A 19,839-nucleotide genomic window follows, 5' to 3' on the forward strand; every position below is an offset into this window, starting at 1 on the left:
GAAACAATTTAAAATTGTGAAGGACCGGAAAGCGGATTACGCTGCCCAAATTATTATTAATCTCTTATTTCAAAACATTCCATCTTGGAATAATCGCCAGCAATCCAAGCCCGATGTAAAGAAACAAAACGGTCACATCTGAATACAAAAATGTACTGAGATAATAGTTGTGAAGTGCAAAATGAATGGCTACAAATAAGGGAAAAAGAATAATTCCCACCTTCCTGAAAAACATAATGAAAATCCAGCTGATAATTACCAAAAGATCTGTCCCGAAAGTGTAATAGAAGAAATTACTTGGAATATTGATCTTCTGATGCAAGGAATATTCAATCCAGTCTGTATTAATACTGAGGAAAAACACCAAAATAATCAACCCGAAAAAAAGATAGTAATCTTTGTTGTTTCTGAAACTTTTGTCTTCTGATTTCATCATATAAAAGTATAAAAAAAGAGCTTAATGAATAAGCTCTTTCTATAGAAATTTCTATTAACTAACTATATACTAACCGCGTTTATCAAACGGTTCTTATCACTGATATACTCTTCCATAGAGATCATACTTTCCGTTCTCATTACATCCTGGATATCATCTATCTGATAGATTATTTTCTTAGCATCTTCTGTGTTTTTTGCTTTCATTTTGCAGAAGATATTATATTTTCCAGATGTTACACTAGCTTCCACTACATTAGGAATAAGAGCCAATTGCTTCAAAACTTCCTGAGTGTGGTTTGACTTTGTAAGTAAGATACCGATGAATGCAGTAAAATTATAATCTAATTTGCTATAATCTATACTAAGAGAAGATCCAAGGATAATCCCTGCGTCTTCCATTTTTTTTACTCTTACGTGGATAGTTCCCGCAGAAACATCCATTTGTTTAGCAATTTCCGTAAAAGGCATTCTTGTGTTTTCTACTAAAAAATCCAGGATTTTTTTATCGATATCGTCTAATTGATAGTTCATTATAATATTGTTATTTATTTAAAATATGTCTAATTTTTTTGCAAATTTATAAAAAATTAATTTAACTAAAAACAAATATTAAAACATTAACAGCTTTTAACAAAACTATCACATTTGATGATAATTATCATTTTATAGGCTTATTTTTTACGGAATCTTCTTTATTTTGCTGCGCAGCCACAGAGTCTCTTTTTATTCTTTCTCGTCTTTTGAAGATATATTTGAGGGAATTAAAACTTTTACTGTACACAACTCCGATACCATAACTTTGATTATTTGAGCTGGCTGTTACCAATCCAAGATTTGAAGGTTTGGAATAGGCTCTTAGCAATCTGCTGCCATCATTGTTTCTGCTCCAGTCATATTCAATTGTTCCTTCGGCAGATAACAAATTGTTGGTGGTATTATCCACTCGTGTGATTGGAACTCCCAATCCTGTCTTCACTTTTACTCTTGGTGATAATGCCAGGCTGACGCTTGTATTCGCACGATCGCCTGTATTAGAATTTATGTCCCCGCTGATGTAATCCAGATTAACCTGAAATGCGCTGCTGATGGTATTAAGTACAGATCCCAATTGTTTGAATAACATATTGTAACCTGTATTGATTGCTGTATTTTGAAGGTTAAAATCCAGTCCGCCACTGTTTACAACATTGAAACTATTTAGCACCAGAACAGATCCAAACTGAATTGTCCGCTCATCCCGGTTGTTCATTTTGGTGGCCAACGTTTCCCTTACCTCAGATGAGCTGTCCGGAGCAGACACACCAAATTCTATCTCAGGTTTTGTAAGTGTATTTGTAATTTTGGTTGTCAGTACAACATTTATCGGCTGTGTAAGAGACATTCCCAGATATTCTCCTGCGTTGGTAATTGGTCTGGTATAATTTGCTGTAATATCCAGATCCGGCGTCATAGGGCTTCCGCTCCACCGGATGATACTGTTTTTTGCAATCAGGAACGTTCTGTCGAGGATTGCTTTTGAGACAAAAGTTCCGTTATCCACCGTGTACGTTCCGTTCATAGAGATATTACCGCTTCTTTCCATCCTGAACTTCAAATGGTCTGCATCGCCTTTTACGGCAATACTTCCCACGTCATCGCCTACAAGCACATTTACCAAAGTTCCTTTGTCCACACTGATATCAAAATCCATCAGCATATTGGCACCAGATTTTTTCTTTTTCTCTACAGAGTACTTACCCTCGTCATCTCTTTTCAAGAATCTCAAAATCTTAAACTCGTCTACATTGGCTTTTGATGCACTATTGAAGGTAAATGTACTATTATTAATTACTTTAAGCCCATCATTTGGTGTACTGATCTCCAAGCCGGAAACCGGTCCGCTGACATAGATATCGCCTTGCCCGTAAACACGTCCCCAGAACAGGTCATTATCTTCCTGGCTATTATTGATCACCAAAAGATTATCCGCCCGCATAATTAAGTTGATTCCGAGTGAGGACAGAGTTTCAAACTGGATAGATCCGGAAATATTGCCTTTGGAATTAGACCGCCCATCTTTGATACCGATATTATTAAGAAGTGCCAAACCTCGCGAAAGATTTATTACCGTATCATCAAACGAATAATCTACACCTGTGAACAGTAATTTCAGTCCAAAACCTTTCAGAGCGAGATCGCCGCTGTAATCAATATCATTCACAGGACCGGAAATTTTAAGATCACCGGTTGCCTTTCCTCGGAAGTTTCCGAAAATTTCTTTTACAAATTGCTGTGCAAATGCAAGATCGAATTCATTCATTTTTGCATTCACATCCAAAACCGGAGATGACTGGTTGTTATCTATAGTCCCGGTAACATCGAGGGTGTTGCTTCCTAAAAGATCGGATGACAAAGCTTTGATGCTCACATCAAAGACATTGGGCTTTTCGCTTTTGGTAATATTGGTTTCCAGATTTCCCATCGCTTTACCGTTGATAAAAATATCATCTATAGTAAGATCTACCAATGGTTCCAGATTGGTTCCAGATTTTGTGATTTGAATGGTTCCGTTTGCAATCCCTTTCAGATCCATTGGATTTTTTCCGGTATTCCCAAAAGCCAAAAGTTTGGAAACATCCAGATTTTTAACTTTTGCATCCGCAGTGAAGTCTTTTCCCGAAACAAAATCGGCATTTTTTATAAGAAGTTCACTGTTATCTGAATAGATTCTGAGATTTTGAATTAAAAAATCTTTTTCTTTCTTACGGTAAGTAATTGAGTGGTTAAGTTCCGGACTTGTATCAATACTCCAGGCTACATCATTAAATTTAACTGTTGTCGGCTCAAAACGCAGCACATAATCTCCAGCCGGATTGGTGGTCTGATTGATGTTGACCGCATAATCTTTCATCTGTTTTGCCATTTCATCTTCCAGGCTTCCAAGTTTGAAAACGGTTCCGATGTGTAAAACCTGAGAGTTCTCACTGTTAGCTGTTAATTTCACGTCCTGTAAAACATTGTTGCCGTATTGTGCTCTTTTTACGGTCGCAAGTAATTGTTGACTGAGATCAGCCGTATTGACCCTAAGGCTCAAACTGTCAACCATCGCACTGTCACTTGCTTTATTGAGATCTGGCTGATAGGTTGCGTCGGTTTCTGCCAAGAATTTTTCGGCTTCGCTTAGTTCTTTTTTGTTTGTTAATACATATTTGATTTGTGATGCATCAGCATTCAGAATCAAATCGTTGCTACTTCCAATATAATTTCCGGCAACTTTAGCTCCATCTTTCAATTCCAAATCTGGTACAAAAAAGGAAACCAAACCTTGCTTCACATCAAAATCGAAATCGAAACTTTGTCCGTTGTAAGTTTTCTTCGGCGGATTGCCAACCATTATTTTATTAATGCTGTTGGTAATCATATTCCCGATATCTTCCAGATTGAACCGACCGAAAATTTTACCCGTAACCGCTCCGGGCGCATCTACGGAAACGATTCGATTTCCGTTTTCAAAAAACGCTTTCAGTTTAGAATCCGGAATGTGGAGTTTTTGTTTACTTGAATTGAGTGTCAATCCTTTGATATCAGCATCCAGATTCAGATCGTTCAGATTCGTCATTGAGACTTTTCCATTCACCAATCCGCTTACAGAATTGGTATCGCTGGCAGAAATCCCAAAATAATTTAAATTAACATATTGGATATCAGCATTGAAATCCGCAAACAATCTTTTGGTGGAGAAGTCCACAATCCCTTTGAAAGTTCCTTTCGCATTGGGATCATTTGCCATCATATTTCCTGTAAATCGTTTTTTATTAAGAACACCATCGATGGCAATATTATTAAGGCTTTTGCCCATCAGATCGATATGCGCAACATCAGATTTGGTTTTGACGTACATCGTATTCACATCAAAACCTTCTCCTTGAACATTGAATTTTCCGGAGATCAATCCAACTTGCTTATTCTTGGTTAATGCCGTGATATTCAAATCTTTTACATCCACATAGCCTCTGTATTTCGGCCGTTTGGTGCTGTAATCCACAAGATTGAAATCCTTCATTTTTGCTTGTCCGATTCCTGTAATGACTTGTCCGCTGGCAAAAATTTGTTTCGGATTTACTTTTACAGAACCGTTGTACTTCATCCTTCCAAAATCGTCTGCAATATTTCCGAGCTTCGAAGCTATGAATTTAGGTAATGAAGCCTTTAAAGCTTTATAAGTAAAATCGGCGGAGACATCCTTACTTTCGATGAAGAATTTCTTATCGATGACACCATTAATTTTTAGACTTTTGGTATTAAGATTCACATCCTGCGAACGGATGAGAAAATTATTTAATGCAAAATCATTCAATGGCCCGGTCATCGTTCCGGAGATGTTGATTGGTGTATAATTATCCCAGTTTGTCACGAAATAACTCAAATCATAACCACTAATCTGACTTCCCGGAATGATCTTCAAATCCCAACTTACCTTTTTCCCAAAATCAGCAAATCTGGTAACCGGATCAAGATTCATCACAGCTTCTCCCTGCAAAAGAGAATGGTCTGTATTGATCGTCAGATTCCCAAATTTCATGTGTTTTTTGGTAATCTCAAAATTGGTAGAAAATGTATCGACGATATGTTCTTTTCCGTATCGTTTCGTGATCAGGCTAAAGTTTCGGATGTCAGCAAAAACATCTGCTCCTTCTACTTTAAGAGAAGTCACATTCAGGTTTACATTTCTAGCATCCAGCCATCTTCCTGCCTCTCCCGGACTGTTTTCGTTCACGATGCTTGCAATCCCGTTGATGAGATCGATTTTCATATTCATCTTGAACTTCGGTTTGTTGGGATCGGATGGTGTATCAGATCGGAAATTATCAACATATCTGATAAAATTACTGATGCTGTCGCCTTTGTAAGTAATCACTCGGATGACAGGATCGATAATCGTGGCTTGGTTGAATTTAAGATCTCTCGTATTGAAAGCTAGCGCAAACCAATCGGATTTGGCGCGCAATTCCCTTGCTTTTACGAATTCATATTCTTTGTAATCATTGATTCTAAGACCTTTGAGCTTTACATCACCAAAAAAATTGACTTCAACTTGATCTACTGACAGTCGCATTTTGAAGTCGTTATTCAGAAGTTTGATGGCTTCATCCGCAATGTAACGTTTGGTAATGGGAAGATTGATGGCAACGAAAAGCAAAACAATAAGTCCAACGATTCCGAAAAAAAGATAGTTGACAATCCTCCAGAAAAGCGGTGTTTTTTTCTTCTTGACTTGCTGGTCAATAGTTGGATCTTCGGTAGTTGGGTTTTTATTTTCTAAATTTGCCATCTATTATGAGTGCATCTATTATTCTAGGTATCGAGTCTTCTTGTGACGACACTTCTGCGGCCATCATCAGCGGTGGCAAAATCCTGTCCAACATTGCCGCCAATCAGGCAATCCACAACGAGTATGGCGGTGTGGTTCCCGAATTGGCTTCCCGCGCGCATCAGCAAAACATCATCCCTGTTGTGGAAAAAGCATTTTCGAAAGCAAATATACAACAAAATGAGATTTGCGCGATTGGTTTCACACGTGGTCCCGGACTTTTGGGATCGTTGCTTGTGGGAACCTCTTTTGCAAAATCTCTGGCGATGAGTCTGGACGTTCCTTTGATAGAGGTCAACCATTTGCAGGCACACATTCTGGCTCATTTTATTGATGATGCCAATCCCACGCCGCCAACTTTCCCTTTCCTTTGCCTCACAGTTTCCGGTGGTCATACGATGATCGTTTTGGTAAAAGATTATTTCGACATGGAAATTATCGGAAAAACCATAGATGATGCCGCGGGAGAAGCTTTTGACAAGATCGGAAAGATTTTTGACCTCGATTATCCTGCCGGACCAATCATCGATAAGTTGGCGAAAGAAGGAAATCCTGACGCCTTCCAGTTCAACAAACCGAGAATGGAAAATTACGATTATTCATTCAGCGGGATCAAAACTTCGGTATTGTATTTTATTCAGAAAGAAGTACGGAAAAATCCGGATTTTATTAAGGAAAATCTGAACGACCTTTGTGCTTCCGTTCAGAAATCAATTATTGAAATTTTGATGAACAAATTGGAGAAAGCTTCTGTTGACCTTAATATAAAAGATGTGGCGATTGCCGGCGGTGTTTCTGCCAACTCAGCTTTGAGAAAAGCAATGGAACTTAATCAGGAAAAACTCGGCTGGAACATCTTCATCCCAAAATTTGAATACACAACAGACAATGCCGCAATGATCGCCATCGTTGCCAAACTGAAATATGAGCGAGGCGAGTTTACGGATATTAGGACTACGGCGACGGCGAAGTATGATTTGTGATCACCCCCATCTTTTTTAATTGTTTATACTTGAAAAAACTTCATATCAAATTATGAAATTAATACTTACAATTTTTGGAATCTTAATTAATATTCTTGCTTTTTCAAAGTGTGGAAATAGTGGGATTGATGTATTTCCAACTAAAACAGAAATCAATAAAAACTCAATTTTTATGATTGAAGGTTTTGCAACAAGCCAAAAAATTATTACTTCTCTAAACAAAGAATACAAAATATATTTGCAAAGCGGTAATCAGAAAATCAATCTGAAAGTTACTGAAACACTTATTGGAGATTTCCAGCTTACTCAAGCCATTTTAAAACCGGAATTTCCGCTTGAAATTGGTAAAGAATATATTCTAAAAATTGATAATCTTCCAAAATACGAAACGGTAAATAAATTCTACAATTATAATATAGCTTCTAAACCTATAATCTATAAAGTCACCTCCAATGTAGATATTGAGAAACCTATTATCGCTAAAAAACCTTACGAATTAAAAAAATCTTATATTTCTTATGGATGCGGACCAGAGGCGAATGTAATTTTTTCATTTCTAGCAAACGATTCTTCACAATTATTAGTCAAAACTAAATTCAAAAACTTGGTAACCAATAAAGCAACAACATTTTATTTATTACCAAAGGATAATAAGTTACTGGTGGGCTATGGTATGTGTGCTGGTGCATTCAAATACGATAAAAATTTAGCTTATGAAGTTGAATTTAACTTTATGGACTCTTCCGGGAATATTACTAGATGGGATAGAGAAGGAATAAAATTTACTAAACCTACCGAAGCAAATCAAGACGATGGAGAATAGCCATAACACTTTAACAATAAGCGCCAGATCCTCGCACCAGCTTAAATAAAGCCAAATAAAATCTATGAAAATATTACTAGAAGAAAAACAACTCGGAACACATTCCAAAAAGAATTCAAAATATTACTGGATTTTAGAAACCATCACAGGGAAAAATGAAAATGCAGAAGAATCTGACGATTATGAACTCACAAGCTCTGAAACCGGCTATATTCAAAATATCAAAGAGGAAATTCTGGCAACAATCAATTCAGAAAATGTTTTCAGTTTCTCTTATGAGCCAAAAGAAGGCGATTTCCTATCAATCAAAAACAACCTGCGAAAATTCGAATATCTGAATCTCATCTTCATCAATGGCAGTTGGAAAGAAGAAGTTTATATGTGCTCTCTGCGTGAGTGTGATACAGATATTTATACGACTATCAAAACAGGCGTTGCATTTTTAAGTGAAAACGAAATCTCATTTTAAGCGTAAGGCCTAAAAAGAAGGTATCTTACTGCAAGTAAAAAGTTAGCAACTGCAAAAAGAAAATAAGCGACTTCAAAGAGAAAGTAAACTCCTGCAAAAAGAATTATACCACCTGCAGAAAGAAATAAAACTCCTGTGGAAAGAAATTATACCACCTTCAGAAAGAAATAGAGCTCCTGCAGAAAGAATTAGACCACCTGTGGAAAGAAATAGAGCTCCTGCAAGAAAGTTTATGATGATAGCCCGCAGAGTTTCTGAAAACTACAACAGGAAAATCCAAATTCCCACTTAGAAAATCCCCACAAAATCCCTATTTTTACACCAAAATAAAAAGTTATGGCTTCAGGATTCTTCGCAATCTTAGATGATATTGGCGCATTGATGGATGACATTGCAGTCACCAGCAAACTCGCAACAAAAAAAACTGCCGGAATCCTCGGCGACGATCTTGCGGTAAACGCAGAAAAAGCAACTGGATTTCTTTCTTCTCGTGAGATTCCTGTTCTGTGGGCAATTACCAAAGGTTCTTTCATTAATAAATTGATCATCCTACCAGTTATATTTCTTCTGAATTATTTCTTTCCCGAAGCCATCAAAGTAATCTTGGTTCTTGGCGGAATCTACCTGGCTTACGAAGGGATGGAGAAGATTGTAGAATTTCTGTTCCACCGAGAAAAAAAAGGTCAGGAGGTCGTAGAGGAAAGTACTTTACCGGAAGACAATGCCAATTCCGAAAAAGCTAAGATCAGTTCTGCTATCAAGACAGATTTTATCCTTTCTCTGGAGATCGTGATTATCGCACTAGGAACTGTGATAGAAAAACAACATCCGCTTCTGACTCAGATCCTTAGTGTTTCATTTGTTGCCATCATTGCAACAGTCGGGGTTTACGGACTTGTCGCATTGATTGTAAGAATGGACGATGCCGGATTTTTCCTGATGAAAAAATCAGGTAACAAAGGTTTCCTTTCCGGACTTGGACAAGTTTTGATCAAAGCTTTACCAATTATCATCAAAGTACTGGGCGTTGTAGGAACTATAGCTTTACTACTTGTTTCCGGCGGAATTTTTCTTCACAATATTGATTACATTCATCATCTGATTCCAGAAAATATTCCATCTATGGTTTCAGAATTTGGTTTGGGTGTGGTTTTTGGATCGGCAGCAGTTTTATTGATGACTATTGGTAAAAAATTAATTTCTTTAGTTAAAAAATAATCAACAATGAAACTTTTCTTTGGACAGATATTTCCCGAAATTTTAATTGATAGTGATGAGCAGCTGCACATCGCAAAGGTCCTAAGAATGCGTGAAGGTGAAGAAATCCATCTGACTGATGGGAAAGGAAATCTTGCAAAAGGAACTTTAGTTTTCGAAGGAAAAAAAGTCACGCTAAATGTTTCTGAAGTCCAAGAAGATCTGCCTGATTTCTCTCCAAAACTTCACATTGCCATCGCCCCAACCAAAAACATAGACCGCATCGAGTTCTTTCTGGAAAAAGCCGTGGAAATGGGCATTTCAGAAATCAGTTTTATATTGACAGAACAAACCGAACGCAAAAATATCAGCATCGAAAAACTGAGGAAACAAGCCATCAGTGCTTCGAAGCAAAGTCTGCGATCTCACTTCCCAAAGATCAACGATATGCAGAAATTTTCTGAGTTTATGAAAACGCTTGATCCTGAAACCACTTTTGTGGCGCATTGCAATGAGAATCTGGAAAGAATCTCTTTGAATAATTTGCAGATTCTTCGGCAATCTCAGAATGATAAGACGATCAGCGGTCAACCATCTACCATCAAGCAAATCACTTTTCTCATCGGTCCGGAAGGCGATTTTTCTGACAGAGAGGTTCAGGTTTTGGCAGAAAAAGGCATCAAAGCAGTTTCGCTTGGAAACCAAAGACTGAGAACGGAAACAGCGGGAATTTTCGTTGCGGCTTGGAATTATGACAAGATGTTTTGATTTTAAAGGAATCATCGCAAACACACAAAAAATATTTTCAACGATAAATCATAAGTCGCAAAGTTTTAATTTGCGACTTTATTTTTACATTAACTTTGAAAAAATTACGGCTTTGCGATAAAATAAAACATTATGAAACCAGCCACTCCAAGCATTTGGGAACTAGAAACATTTTACAGAAAACGTGATATCGTGATTATCGGTTCAGGTTTTACAGGACTTTGGACTGCAATTTCTATCAAGGAAAAACATCCTGAAAAATCTGTTTTGATTATTGAAAGAAATCCAATTCCGACAGGTGCTTCGTCACGAAATGCAGGTTTTGCGTGTTTCGGAAGTTTGACAGAGATTATTTCAGATTCCGAGAAAATGGGTTGGGAGAAAACGTTGGATTTGGTGAAGATGAGATTCGAAGGTTTGCAGAAAATTCAGAATTATTTTACTCATGAAGAAATTGATTTTGACCTTTGTGGCGGTTATGAAATCTTAAATAATGAATCTGCTTTAGAAAAATTAAATGAGGTGAACCAACATCTTTTTCCGATTACAGAAACTAAAAACACCTTTAAAGTAGTTAATAAAAAAATTAAAGAATTTGGCTTAGTAAAATCAGAATTTTTGGTTGAGAATCTCTGTGAAGGCAGTTTGCATTCTGGTAAATTATTAGTGAAACTTGTAGAAAAATGCCACGAACTGAAAGTTGAATTTCTCTGCGGAACAGAAGTGGAATCTGTTCTAGAATCGCAAAGTGAAGTTGACATTAAAATCGATGAAAACCTGATTCTGAAATCTGACAAAGTGATATTTTGCACCAATGCTTTCAGTTCAAAATTCTTGCAGTCTGAACAAATAATACCCGCCAGAGGACAAATCATCTTAACAGAACCGATGGAAAATCTGAAACTCAAAGGAACATTTCATTATGACGAAGGATTCTATTATTTTAGAAATTTTGGAAACCGAATTCTACTTGGTGGCGCAAGAAATCAGGACTTCGAAACCGAAAAAACAACAGATTTTGCGACAACAGAATTTCTCCAAAGTCATCTCGAACAATTCTTAAAAGAAGTAATTTTGCCAAATCAGGAATTCAAGATCGAAATGCGTTGGTCCGGAATTATGGCGATGGGAAATGAGAAAACACCAATTGTAAAGCAACTTTCAGAAAGACAATTTTGCGCCGTGAGACTTTCCGGAATGGGTGTTGCGCTGGCGCCAAAGATTGGTGAAATGGTTTGTAGGCTGTTTTATTAAAATTTATTATCTCTCTGGTATTTTTCAAGAATCTCTTTTCCGCTTTTGATAGAATTCACCGCCCAACGGATTTTCAATTGAAGTAATTTTTCTTCAGACAATTTATAATCGATATTTGATTTCAGAAGTTTTTGTTTGAGTTCGTACATACAGATCGCCGCGGCAACAGAAACGTTGAAACTCTTCGTGAATCCGAACATTGGGATTGCTAAAGTTTCGTCTGCAAAATCCAAAAGCTCGTCTGTAGTTCCCTCCCACTCCGTTCCGAAAACCAAAGCCAAAGGTTCTTCAATTTTATAATCCGGAAGCATTTTCGCATTGTTTTCTGCAGAAACGGCGACTATTTTGTAACCTCTGTTTTTAATTTGTTTTAGCGATTCTATTGTTCTCGGCATTTTCTCAACCTCAACCCAGGTATCTGCGCCTTTGGTAACTTTCAAGTTGGGTTCGAAGAAGTTTTCTTTTTCCATCGCTACCACTTTATGAAATCCACAGGCTTCCACGGAACGGACAATTGCAGCCGCATTCCTGAACTGGTAAATATCTTCCATTACGGGCAGAACAAAGTCTGAACTTTCCTGAGAATAATGTTCGATTTTCTGAAGTCTTTCTTCGGTGAGGAACTGCTGGAGATATTCGTAAGTTGACTGTAAATTCATAATGTATAAAAATAAAAGGTTTCGACCCGCTCAGGCCGATATACAATTAGCAAAAATAAAAAAAGCGGTAAAAAATTACAGCTTTTAAAATTTATTTCTTTTTGTTGTTCTGCTGTGCCTGCTGCTGTTGCGCCTGCTCCATCATCTCTCTCATTCGTTTTTGGAACTTGCCTTCTTTTTTCGGTTCCTTCTGCTTATTTGCCTGGATTTGTGCGTGGATCTTTTTCTCATCCAGGATGAAATATTTGATAACTAAAATGATCACGATATTAATCGCATTCGATACAAAATAATACCAGGATAAGCCTGATGCTGAACTGTTCAGGAAGAATAAGAATGTGATCGGGAAAATGTACATCAACACTTTCATATTCGGCATTCCTTCCTGCTGCGGCTGTTGGATATTTCCGGAAGTCATCACGGTATAAATCAAAATTACAACTGTACAAGCTAATGCGAAAATACTCAAGTGCTCGCCCAACAATGGAACTTTAAATCCAAATTTGATCACATCATCATAAGCCGTCAAATCAGGTGCGAACCAGAAGCTTTTGCCTCTAAGGTCGATCATATTCGGGAAGAAGCGGAATAGTGCGTAGAACAATGGAATCTGAACCAAGGCAGGCAAACAACCCGCCATCTGATTCACGCCGGCCTTCCTATAGACGGCCATTGTTTCCTGTTGTTTTTTCATTGGGTCTGCATCTTTGAATTTGGCATTCACCTCATCTATTTCCGGACGGATTACCTTCATCATTGCACTTAGTTTGTGCTGCTTAAACATCACCGGAGATAAGATTAACTTAACAATAATTGTCATCCAGAAAATAGCCCAGCCTGCCGCAATGCCCCAAGATGAGATCAAATTGTACAACGGCATAAAGACATATCTGTTCAAAGATCCGATGAATGACCAACCAAGTGGTAGAATCTCGTCGAAGTTTTTGTCATAAGATTTCAGCAAATCCAAATCCAACGGCATAAAATACCAGGTAAAATCCTGATTCAGCTCGTTTCCTGCAAGATTAACCTGACCATTATAATTGAATTTTTTCAAAAAATCACCTTCTTCGATAATTTCCTGGTTTCCTTTTGATTTTGTGAATCCGTTCTTAGCTTCTATCACGGCAGAGAAAAACTGCTGTTTCACGCCAATCCAATTAAGTGTTTCATCCGGCTCTTCCATATCGGTACGAGCGTCGTAATCATAATCTTTATAATTGTTGAATGCGTAAGAAAATTCGGTGTGAGTCTCTTCCTGCGATCTTCCCTTTTCTGCACCTTTTACGGTGTAATCCCAAATAAATTCGGCTTTGCCATCGTTTACCAATGTTGCCAAACCTTGTGTTTTTACCTGAAAATCGACTGTATATTTTGCTTTTAATGTATAAATAAACTGAATCACTGCAGTTCCGACTTTCGAGCTCAATGTTACAGAATTCCCTGCAACGGTTGGAGCAAAAACCAAATCTTTGGTATTGAAAACTTTTCCCGATTTGTCTTTGAACTGGAAACCGTAGCTTGCATTGTTGTTATTGAAAAGATAAAGTGGTTTCCCGCCAAATGCCTGATATTTATTCAGTTTTACAGAACTTAATTGTCCACCAATACTGGAAAATTCAAGCGCTAACTCGTCATTCTGAAGATTAACTTTCTGAACTGAGCCGGGTGTAACTGCCGCAGCATTCAGGTTGGTTGCAACCGGTTTTGCCTGGGTTGCCTGTTCTGTTTTTTTGGCATTAATGGCCAGTTGTTCCTGGTCGGCTTTTGCGTTTCGGTTTTGGAAATAAAACATAAAACCGATAAGAATCATAGAAAAAACTCCGAAGCTGATGAGCTGGCTTTTGTCTAATCCGTTGTTTTGCTGCATTATAGAATATAATTTAAAGTTTAAGATTTGAAGTTTTAATAGATCCTTCGACTCTGCTCAGGAAAACATTTCATTAATTCAAAATCTACATCATTTTGGTCTGCAAAAATAGGATTTATTTTTCAGATTCTGTTATAAAGACGACTAAGGAAAGGAATTACTTTTTCAGTAATAATATAAGCACTTATTTGCCGATAATGACTTTCCTGTGTTCTGCTCCCCATTCGGAAAGATTGTTGATGATGGTTTTTAATTTCATTCCATATTCTGTGAGTTGATACTGAACAGAAATAGGTTGAGTTTGCAGTACTGTTCTTTGCACGAGTTGATTCATTTCCAAATCTTTCAATTCTTTGCTCAACATTCGGTTGGAGATTCCTTCTACATCATTCAGAATATCAGAAAACCTCCTTTTATTGTGGTAGCAAATTGATGAGACAATGGATATTTTCCATTTTCCACTTAGCACGTCCATTGCGTCGTGGACAGCCATAATCTCTTTTTTGTGTTCGTTTTTAAAATCTGTGCAAGTCATAAGTTAGTTTGTTACTCAAATGTTACTGTTACTTTTCGTTACAAAGTTACTAAAATATATTAAACTGATTTACCTTTGCAACTCAATATTAAAATTTATCAAAATGAATTTCACGAATAAAAACGTAATCATCACCGGCGGAACTACCGGAATCGGATTTGCAACTGCACAAGCATTCATTAGTGCTGGAGCAAATGTCTGGATCACTGGGAGAAATGAAGAAAACCTTCAAAAAGCGGCTTCAGCAATCAACAGTACTAATTTGAAAACTCTGGTTTCTGACACTTCAAATTTAGAAGGCATTTCAGTTTTAGAAAAAGCAGTTGCAGAAAGCGGAGATAAAATAGATGTTCTTTACCTCAACGCAGGAATCGCAGTATTCAGCTCGATTCAAGAATCGACGGAAGCTGATTTTGATGCACAATTCAATACGAATGTGAAGGGACCTTATTTTACGTTACAGAAATTGTTGCCTTATCTTCAAGATGGTGCTTCAGTCATATTTACTTCTTCTACAGTTGCGACAGCAGCCAATTTAGGTTCAAGTATTTATTCTGCAACGAAAGGTGCTTTAAACAAAATTGCTCAAATCGCAGCAAATGAATTGGCTGACAGAAAAATCCGAGTGAACATTGTAAGTCCCGGAGCTATTAAAACGGAAGGATTAGAAAAAGTAACAACAAGCGAAATCAGAGATCATTTTCCGACATTAATCGCTTTGAACAGGCTGGGTGATCCAAGCGAAATTGCAAAAACTGTCTTATTCTTATCTTCGGATGATGCCAGCTACATTAGCGGAACGGAATTGTTGGTTGACGGAGGTTACACGACTTTTGCAAGGAAATAGATTTACTAAAATTATCATTAATGCAAAACAGCTGTGAAAATCAATTCACAGCTGTTTTTTATTTTATTAAAAAGATATTTATTTCCCTTTTACAGCAGCGGTAATAAACGCTTTGAACAAAGGATGTGGCGTAGCAACTGTACTTTTATATTCCGGATGATACTGGACGCCCACGTAGAATGGATGATCTTTCAGTTCCAACGTCTCTACCAATTCTGTTTCCGGATTAAATCCTGTTGGTACCAATCCTTTGTCTTCAAAATCTTTTTTGTAATCACTATTGAACTCGTATCTGTGGCGGTGGCGTTCCGAGATGGTTTTCGCACCGTAGATTTCTGCTAATTTTGAACCTTGCTTCAGAACGCATTTCCAGGCACCAAGACGCATTGTTCCGCCTTTGTCTACAACATTTTTCTGTTCTTCCATCAGAGAGATCACAGGATCCGGCGTAGAAGTATCGAACTCCATACTGTTGGCTTTTGCTAATTGCAGAACGTTTCTTGCAAACTCGATGGTCATAATCTGCATCCCAAGACAAATACCTAACAAAGGAACTTTGTTCTCTCTTGCATATTTCGCAGCCTGGATTTTACCTTCTATTCCTCGGTCTCCAAAACCTGGCGCAATCAGGATACCGTCTACATCTTTTAATAGTGTCTCGGCACCTTCTTCCTCGATATCACCACTGTAGACCCATCTTACCTTCACCTCGGTTTCCATATCGGAACCTGCGTGGATGAAAGCTTCGGCAATAGATTTGTAAGAATCCTGAAGGGAAACGTATTTCCCTACCAAAGCAATTTCTACGGTACGTTTCGGGTTTTTATATTTTTTGAGGAAGGTTTTCCAGTCTTTAAGGTTAGGCTCTTTTCCTACCTGAAGATTTAATTCTTTTAAAACAACCTCATCAAAGTTCTGTTTCTGAAGATACAACGGCACTTCGTAGATTGTATCCATATCGATACATTCGATCACATTTCCCAAACCTACGTTACAGAACTGCGCCAATTTTGCCTTTTGTTCTTTCGGAATGGTGTGTTCTGTTCTGCAAACCAAAACGTCTGCCTGGATTCCGCTTTCCATCAACTGGCGAACGGAATGCTGTGAAGGTTTTGTTTTGAGTTCACCACTCGAAGCCAAATATGGTAACAATGTCAAGTGAATGACAATAGAATTATTTTTACCCAATTCCCACTGCAGCTGACGAACACTTTCTATATAAGGAAGAGACTCAATATCGCCAACAGTCCCGCCGATCTCTGTGATAATGATGTCATAATCCTTTTTGGATAACATCTTTATTCTGCGTTTGATCTCATTGGTAATGTGTGGAATCACCTGTACGGTTTTCCCAAGGAAATCACCTTTACGCTCTTTTTCGATAACAGTCTGGTAGATTTTACCGGTTGTAACGTTGTTGTTTTGGGAAGTTGGAGCGTCCAGGAATCTTTCGTAATGTCCAAGATCCAGGTCCGTTTCTGCGCCGTCTTCGGTCACATAGCATTCGCCGTGTTCATAAGGATTAAGCGTTCCCGGATCGATATTGATATAAGGGTCAAGTTTTTGGATAGTAACCTTAAAACCTCTCGATTTTAATAAAAGTCCCAAAGAAGCGGAGACTATTCCTTTACCCAGTGACGATGTCACACCTCCTGTCACAAAGATGTATTTCGTTTCTTTTTTACTCATTAGATTAGGTTTGTGCAAAGTTAAAGCATCTGGAGTTAACCTGCAATTTTAGAAGTGGATTAATACATCGCCATTCTAATTCCTAACAGGCTATGATGATGTTGCAGTGCGGAATCATTGGTTAGTACCGGGTTGTACTAATACTTAGTATCGAGTTGTACTAACATCTAGTACTGAGCGGTACTAAGATCTAGTATCGAGCGGTACTAATACCTAATATCGAGGCGTACTAATACGTGATGTAGTATCATTCTATAAAGTACCCTTTCGTGAATTTATTTTCTGATGTGGTGTCAGTGCGATATGCGGTGGGTGATAAATGGTTGTGCAATTAGTGAATTTTATCTCTATACAATATGTCTCTCCTACGGAGCTTTGCGTATTGCTTCAAATTATTTTCTACAAACAGGTCGCTCCTACGGAGCTTCGCGTATTGCGTCGAATCATTTGCTATTAACAGGTCGCTCTTATGGAGCTTTGCGTATTGCTTCGAATTATTTGCTATTAACAGGTCACTCCTATTGAGCTTTGCGTATTGTGTCGAATTATTTGCTACAAACGTGGCGCTCCTACGGAGCTTCGCGTATCGCATCGAATTATTTTTATTAACAGGTCGCCGCTCTGCGGCTTTATACAATTGATGTTTTTTATTGACAATTGACCGTTGTGGTTTTTATATCATTGATGTTTTTTTATTGATAGTTGGGGTTTATCTGTAATTGATATCTCTGTAATATTCATAAGAGAAGCAGTATCACTCCTTCTGATTAAAAACCCCGCATCAATAATGATGCGGGGTTTTATTAAATAATTACAAAAACACAAATACTATTCTTTGATAAACTTAAAGGACTTCACCAAACCATTGATGTTGGCTCTGATGATATATGTTCCTTTTGTCAGATTTGACAGTTCAATTTTGTTATCAGATAAATTTTCTACAGACCTTACTTTCTGTCCGGCAACATTGTACACTTCTACTTTGGAAATATTTTTTGCTCCGGAGAAGTTAAGAACATTCTTAACCGGATTCGGATAGATGGAAACGCCGGCTTTATTGATGTCGGAAGTTGCTAAAGATTCCTTCACGTCCAGCATATAGTCTTCTGACTGCCCGAAGAATGAAAATTCGTTATCACAAGGATTAGTTGCGGAAACATCCCAATTAAGAACCACTCTCATTCTGGTTTTCCCAAGGAGTGCTCCGGCAGGAACATCAATATTACCTGTAATCTGTGCGCCATCTGCACCATCAGAAGTCATTGCTCCCACTTCATAGATTTCTCCTGCGTCTGTGAAGCTACCGTTTTGATTCCAGTCTACAAACATAGTTGCGTAGTCATATCCACCATTCGTATTGGCTTCTAAAACGACAGGATACTGACTTCCCTGATACACCTCTCCTACTTTGTCCAGATAATATTCGTTAGGTTCAACTGCGTAAGGATCAGAAGAATTATCTATGCCGGCAAACTGAACTTTACTAATGGCATCTGTTCCCCATTGGGGTGCACTTGAACAATACATATCATTCACAACAACCTGGAAAGAACATACATAAACCACTTTCCCGTCTGCATCTACCAGATTATGGACAACATTTGTACTTCCGATCGGGAACTGAGCTCCTGACTCATATCCTGATACCAAAACGGTAGTCAAACCGGTAGAAGGTGAAGATCCGCAAACAATTGGCAATGTGTAATTCACGGCTGCCGTAGTCTGGTTAACGGATGTGATAGTCGCTTCTATATTTTCCGGACAAGTGATTTTACAATCATTTGTTCCCAGTAAGAGATTGTTAAGATTCACAATCCAACCTCCTGCAAAAAAAGGTGGAATGGTGTTATCAAACCCGCAGACAAAATTACCGTTAGGGGAAATATTCATCCCGGTTCCTAATTTTGAGTCAAGTGTGGTAACGTTGACACCGTTTCTTGCCAGGACATCTTTCAGGAAAATTGGTCCGGAACCTAATGACGGATGATAAATAATAACTTCTCTATTACCAGCATCACCAGCATATCCCAATGCAATTCCGTTTTCTGAAATAGATGAGAACACAGCTTTTGCATAACCGAAAGGCGGATTGAAAGATTTGTAAACACCAGTTGTGATATCATAAATAAAAGGCTTGGAACCTTTGTAACCTACGATTTGTCCTGCATTATTAACATCTGCTGCTTCACCAAATTCCAGCGTTCCCATATCGATATAGTGAATCGTTCCATTGGCTTCGAAATATGCAGGAAGCCAAAGAGTTCCGGTTGTTACAAGGTCTTCTCTGTCTACAAACCCGGCTACGATCCCGTTGCTGTTCACTGCTTCTCCTCTACCATTTATATAAGTATTATCGCCGGAAAGTTTTGTAAGTGTATTCGTTTCGGTATTATAAATAAAAGGCCAACTCGTAAATCCGGTGGCACCAATCTGTCCCGTTACGTATTTACTGTTTTGCGAGATATCATTAGCATTGGCGAATGAACTGCTCGTAGGTGTCTCACCTGGAAAATAACCGATATTATACCAGGTTCCGGCTTTTCTGTAAGCAGCCTGCGCGGCGTTTTCTTCGTCAGAGATTACAAGCGTACTTGCCCCTGCTACATCTCCTGCATTATTGATACGGTTGGTCGACTGTCCGTTTTCTGTGGGCGTTGTTACGTTTGCCGTGTAATCATAATAAGCACCGGAATGGATGGCAAAACCATTGTCATTGATGTCAAAAAAACGAGCACCCATCTCGTCTATTAATCGGAACTCCATTTGCTGTGCACTCACTGTTGACATCGTAATGCCCAATAAAAGTAGATAGACTTTTTTCATAATTCTTTTTAAATATTTAGATGTGAAATTTTTCTCAAACATATTTCTACAATTTTATATCAAAATAATATCAATTCCTAAAGTTCTACTTCTCTAATTCACGAATTCAGAAAGTATTTAAATTTTAAACTATT

15 protein-coding genes are annotated in these 19,839 nt (G+C 37.9%); 7 read left to right on the forward strand and 8 right to left on the reverse strand.

Going from position 1 to position 19,839, the window contains the following annotated elements:
• Positions 1–64: 64 nt before the first annotated feature.
• The 3 genes from OPU68_RS07190 to OPU68_RS07200 all read right to left on the reverse strand — a co-directional run bounded on the left by OPU68_RS07190 (position 65) and on the right by OPU68_RS07200 (position 5,749).
• Complete coding sequence (locus OPU68_RS07190) at positions 65–436, reverse strand: hypothetical protein (RefSeq protein ID WP_498473340.1); 372 nt, start codon at positions 434–436, stop codon at positions 65–67.
• Positions 437–498: 62 nt separating this feature from the next.
• Positions 499–969, reverse strand: coding sequence for an Lrp/AsnC family transcriptional regulator (locus OPU68_RS07195; protein WP_028122725.1), 471 nt, complete (start codon positions 967–969; stop codon positions 499–501).
• 127 nt (positions 970–1,096) lie between these two features.
• Positions 1,097–5,749 carry a translocation/assembly module TamB domain-containing protein gene (locus tag OPU68_RS07200; RefSeq protein WP_498473341.1) on the reverse strand — a complete coding sequence of 1,551 codons (4,653 nt, stop codon included), beginning with the start codon at positions 5,747–5,749 and terminating at the stop codon, positions 1,097–1,099.
• Between the two features lie 5 nt (positions 5,750–5,754).
• Between OPU68_RS07200 and tsaD the strand changes: the two genes are divergently transcribed.
• The 6 genes from tsaD to OPU68_RS07230 all read left to right on the forward strand — a co-directional run bounded on the left by tsaD (position 5,755) and on the right by OPU68_RS07230 (position 11,282).
• Positions 5,755–6,771: a tRNA (adenosine(37)-N6)-threonylcarbamoyltransferase complex transferase subunit TsaD gene (tsaD, locus tag OPU68_RS07205; protein ID WP_498473343.1), complete on the forward strand. Its 1,017-nt coding sequence runs from the start codon at positions 5,755–5,757 to the stop codon at positions 6,769–6,771.
• Positions 6,772–6,823: 52 nt separating this feature from the next.
• Entirely contained in the window at positions 6,824–7,594 is a 771-nt protein-coding gene (locus OPU68_RS07210; RefSeq protein WP_498473344.1) for a hypothetical protein, read from the forward strand.
• A gap of 64 nt (positions 7,595–7,658) precedes the next feature.
• A complete protein-coding gene (locus tag OPU68_RS07215) occupies positions 7,659–8,063 on the forward strand; it encodes a hypothetical protein (RefSeq protein WP_498473345.1) in 405 nt (134 codons plus the stop codon).
• A gap of 336 nt (positions 8,064–8,399) precedes the next feature.
• Positions 8,400–9,281, forward strand: coding sequence for a DUF808 domain-containing protein (locus OPU68_RS07220; RefSeq protein ID WP_498473346.1), 882 nt, complete (start codon positions 8,400–8,402; stop codon positions 9,279–9,281).
• A gap of 6 nt (positions 9,282–9,287) precedes the next feature.
• Entirely contained in the window at positions 9,288–10,028 is a 741-nt protein-coding gene (locus OPU68_RS07225) for an RsmE family RNA methyltransferase (RefSeq protein ID WP_498473347.1), read from the forward strand.
• Between the two features lie 132 nt (positions 10,029–10,160).
• A complete protein-coding gene (locus OPU68_RS07230; RefSeq protein WP_498473348.1) occupies positions 10,161–11,282 on the forward strand; it encodes an NAD(P)/FAD-dependent oxidoreductase in 1,122 nt (373 codons plus the stop codon).
• On the opposite strand, the gene OPU68_RS07235 is transcribed toward OPU68_RS07230, so the two are convergent.
• From OPU68_RS07235 to OPU68_RS07245, 3 genes are all read right to left on the reverse strand, one after another.
• Positions 11,279–11,941: a TrmH family RNA methyltransferase gene (locus tag OPU68_RS07235; protein WP_498473349.1), complete on the reverse strand. Its 663-nt coding sequence runs from the start codon at positions 11,939–11,941 to the stop codon at positions 11,279–11,281. The two genes, OPU68_RS07230 and OPU68_RS07235, sit on opposite strands and share 4 nt — an antisense overlap.
• 91 nt (positions 11,942–12,032) lie before the next feature.
• Positions 12,033–13,811, reverse strand: a complete 1,779-nt coding sequence (gene yidC, locus OPU68_RS07240) for a membrane protein insertase YidC (protein ID WP_498473350.1) — start codon at positions 13,809–13,811, stop codon at positions 12,033–12,035.
• A 184-nt stretch (positions 13,812–13,995) separates the two neighbouring features.
• Positions 13,996–14,346, reverse strand: coding sequence for a winged helix-turn-helix transcriptional regulator (locus tag OPU68_RS07245; protein ID WP_498473351.1), 351 nt, complete (start codon positions 14,344–14,346; stop codon positions 13,996–13,998).
• 103 nt (positions 14,347–14,449) lie between these two features.
• Between OPU68_RS07245 and OPU68_RS07250 the strand changes: the two genes are divergently transcribed.
• The gene (locus tag OPU68_RS07250) at positions 14,450–15,193 is read left to right on the forward strand and encodes an SDR family oxidoreductase (protein WP_498473352.1); all 744 of its coding nucleotides are present in this window, start codon (positions 14,450–14,452) and stop codon (positions 15,191–15,193) included.
• 78 nt (positions 15,194–15,271) lie between these two features.
• Here OPU68_RS07250 and pyrG read toward each other — a convergent pair whose 3' ends face one another.
• Both pyrG and OPU68_RS07260 read right to left on the reverse strand, forming a co-directional pair.
• Positions 15,272–16,882, reverse strand: a complete 1,611-nt coding sequence (gene pyrG / locus OPU68_RS07255; protein ID WP_498473353.1) for a CTP synthase — start codon at positions 16,880–16,882, stop codon at positions 15,272–15,274.
• A gap of 828 nt (positions 16,883–17,710) precedes the next feature.
• A complete protein-coding gene (locus OPU68_RS07260) occupies positions 17,711–19,705 on the reverse strand; it encodes a GEVED domain-containing protein (protein WP_498473354.1) in 1,995 nt (664 codons plus the stop codon).
• Positions 19,706–19,839 lie beyond the last annotated feature (134 nt).

Source organism: Chryseobacterium sp. TB1-D10, from assembly GCF_059803555.1.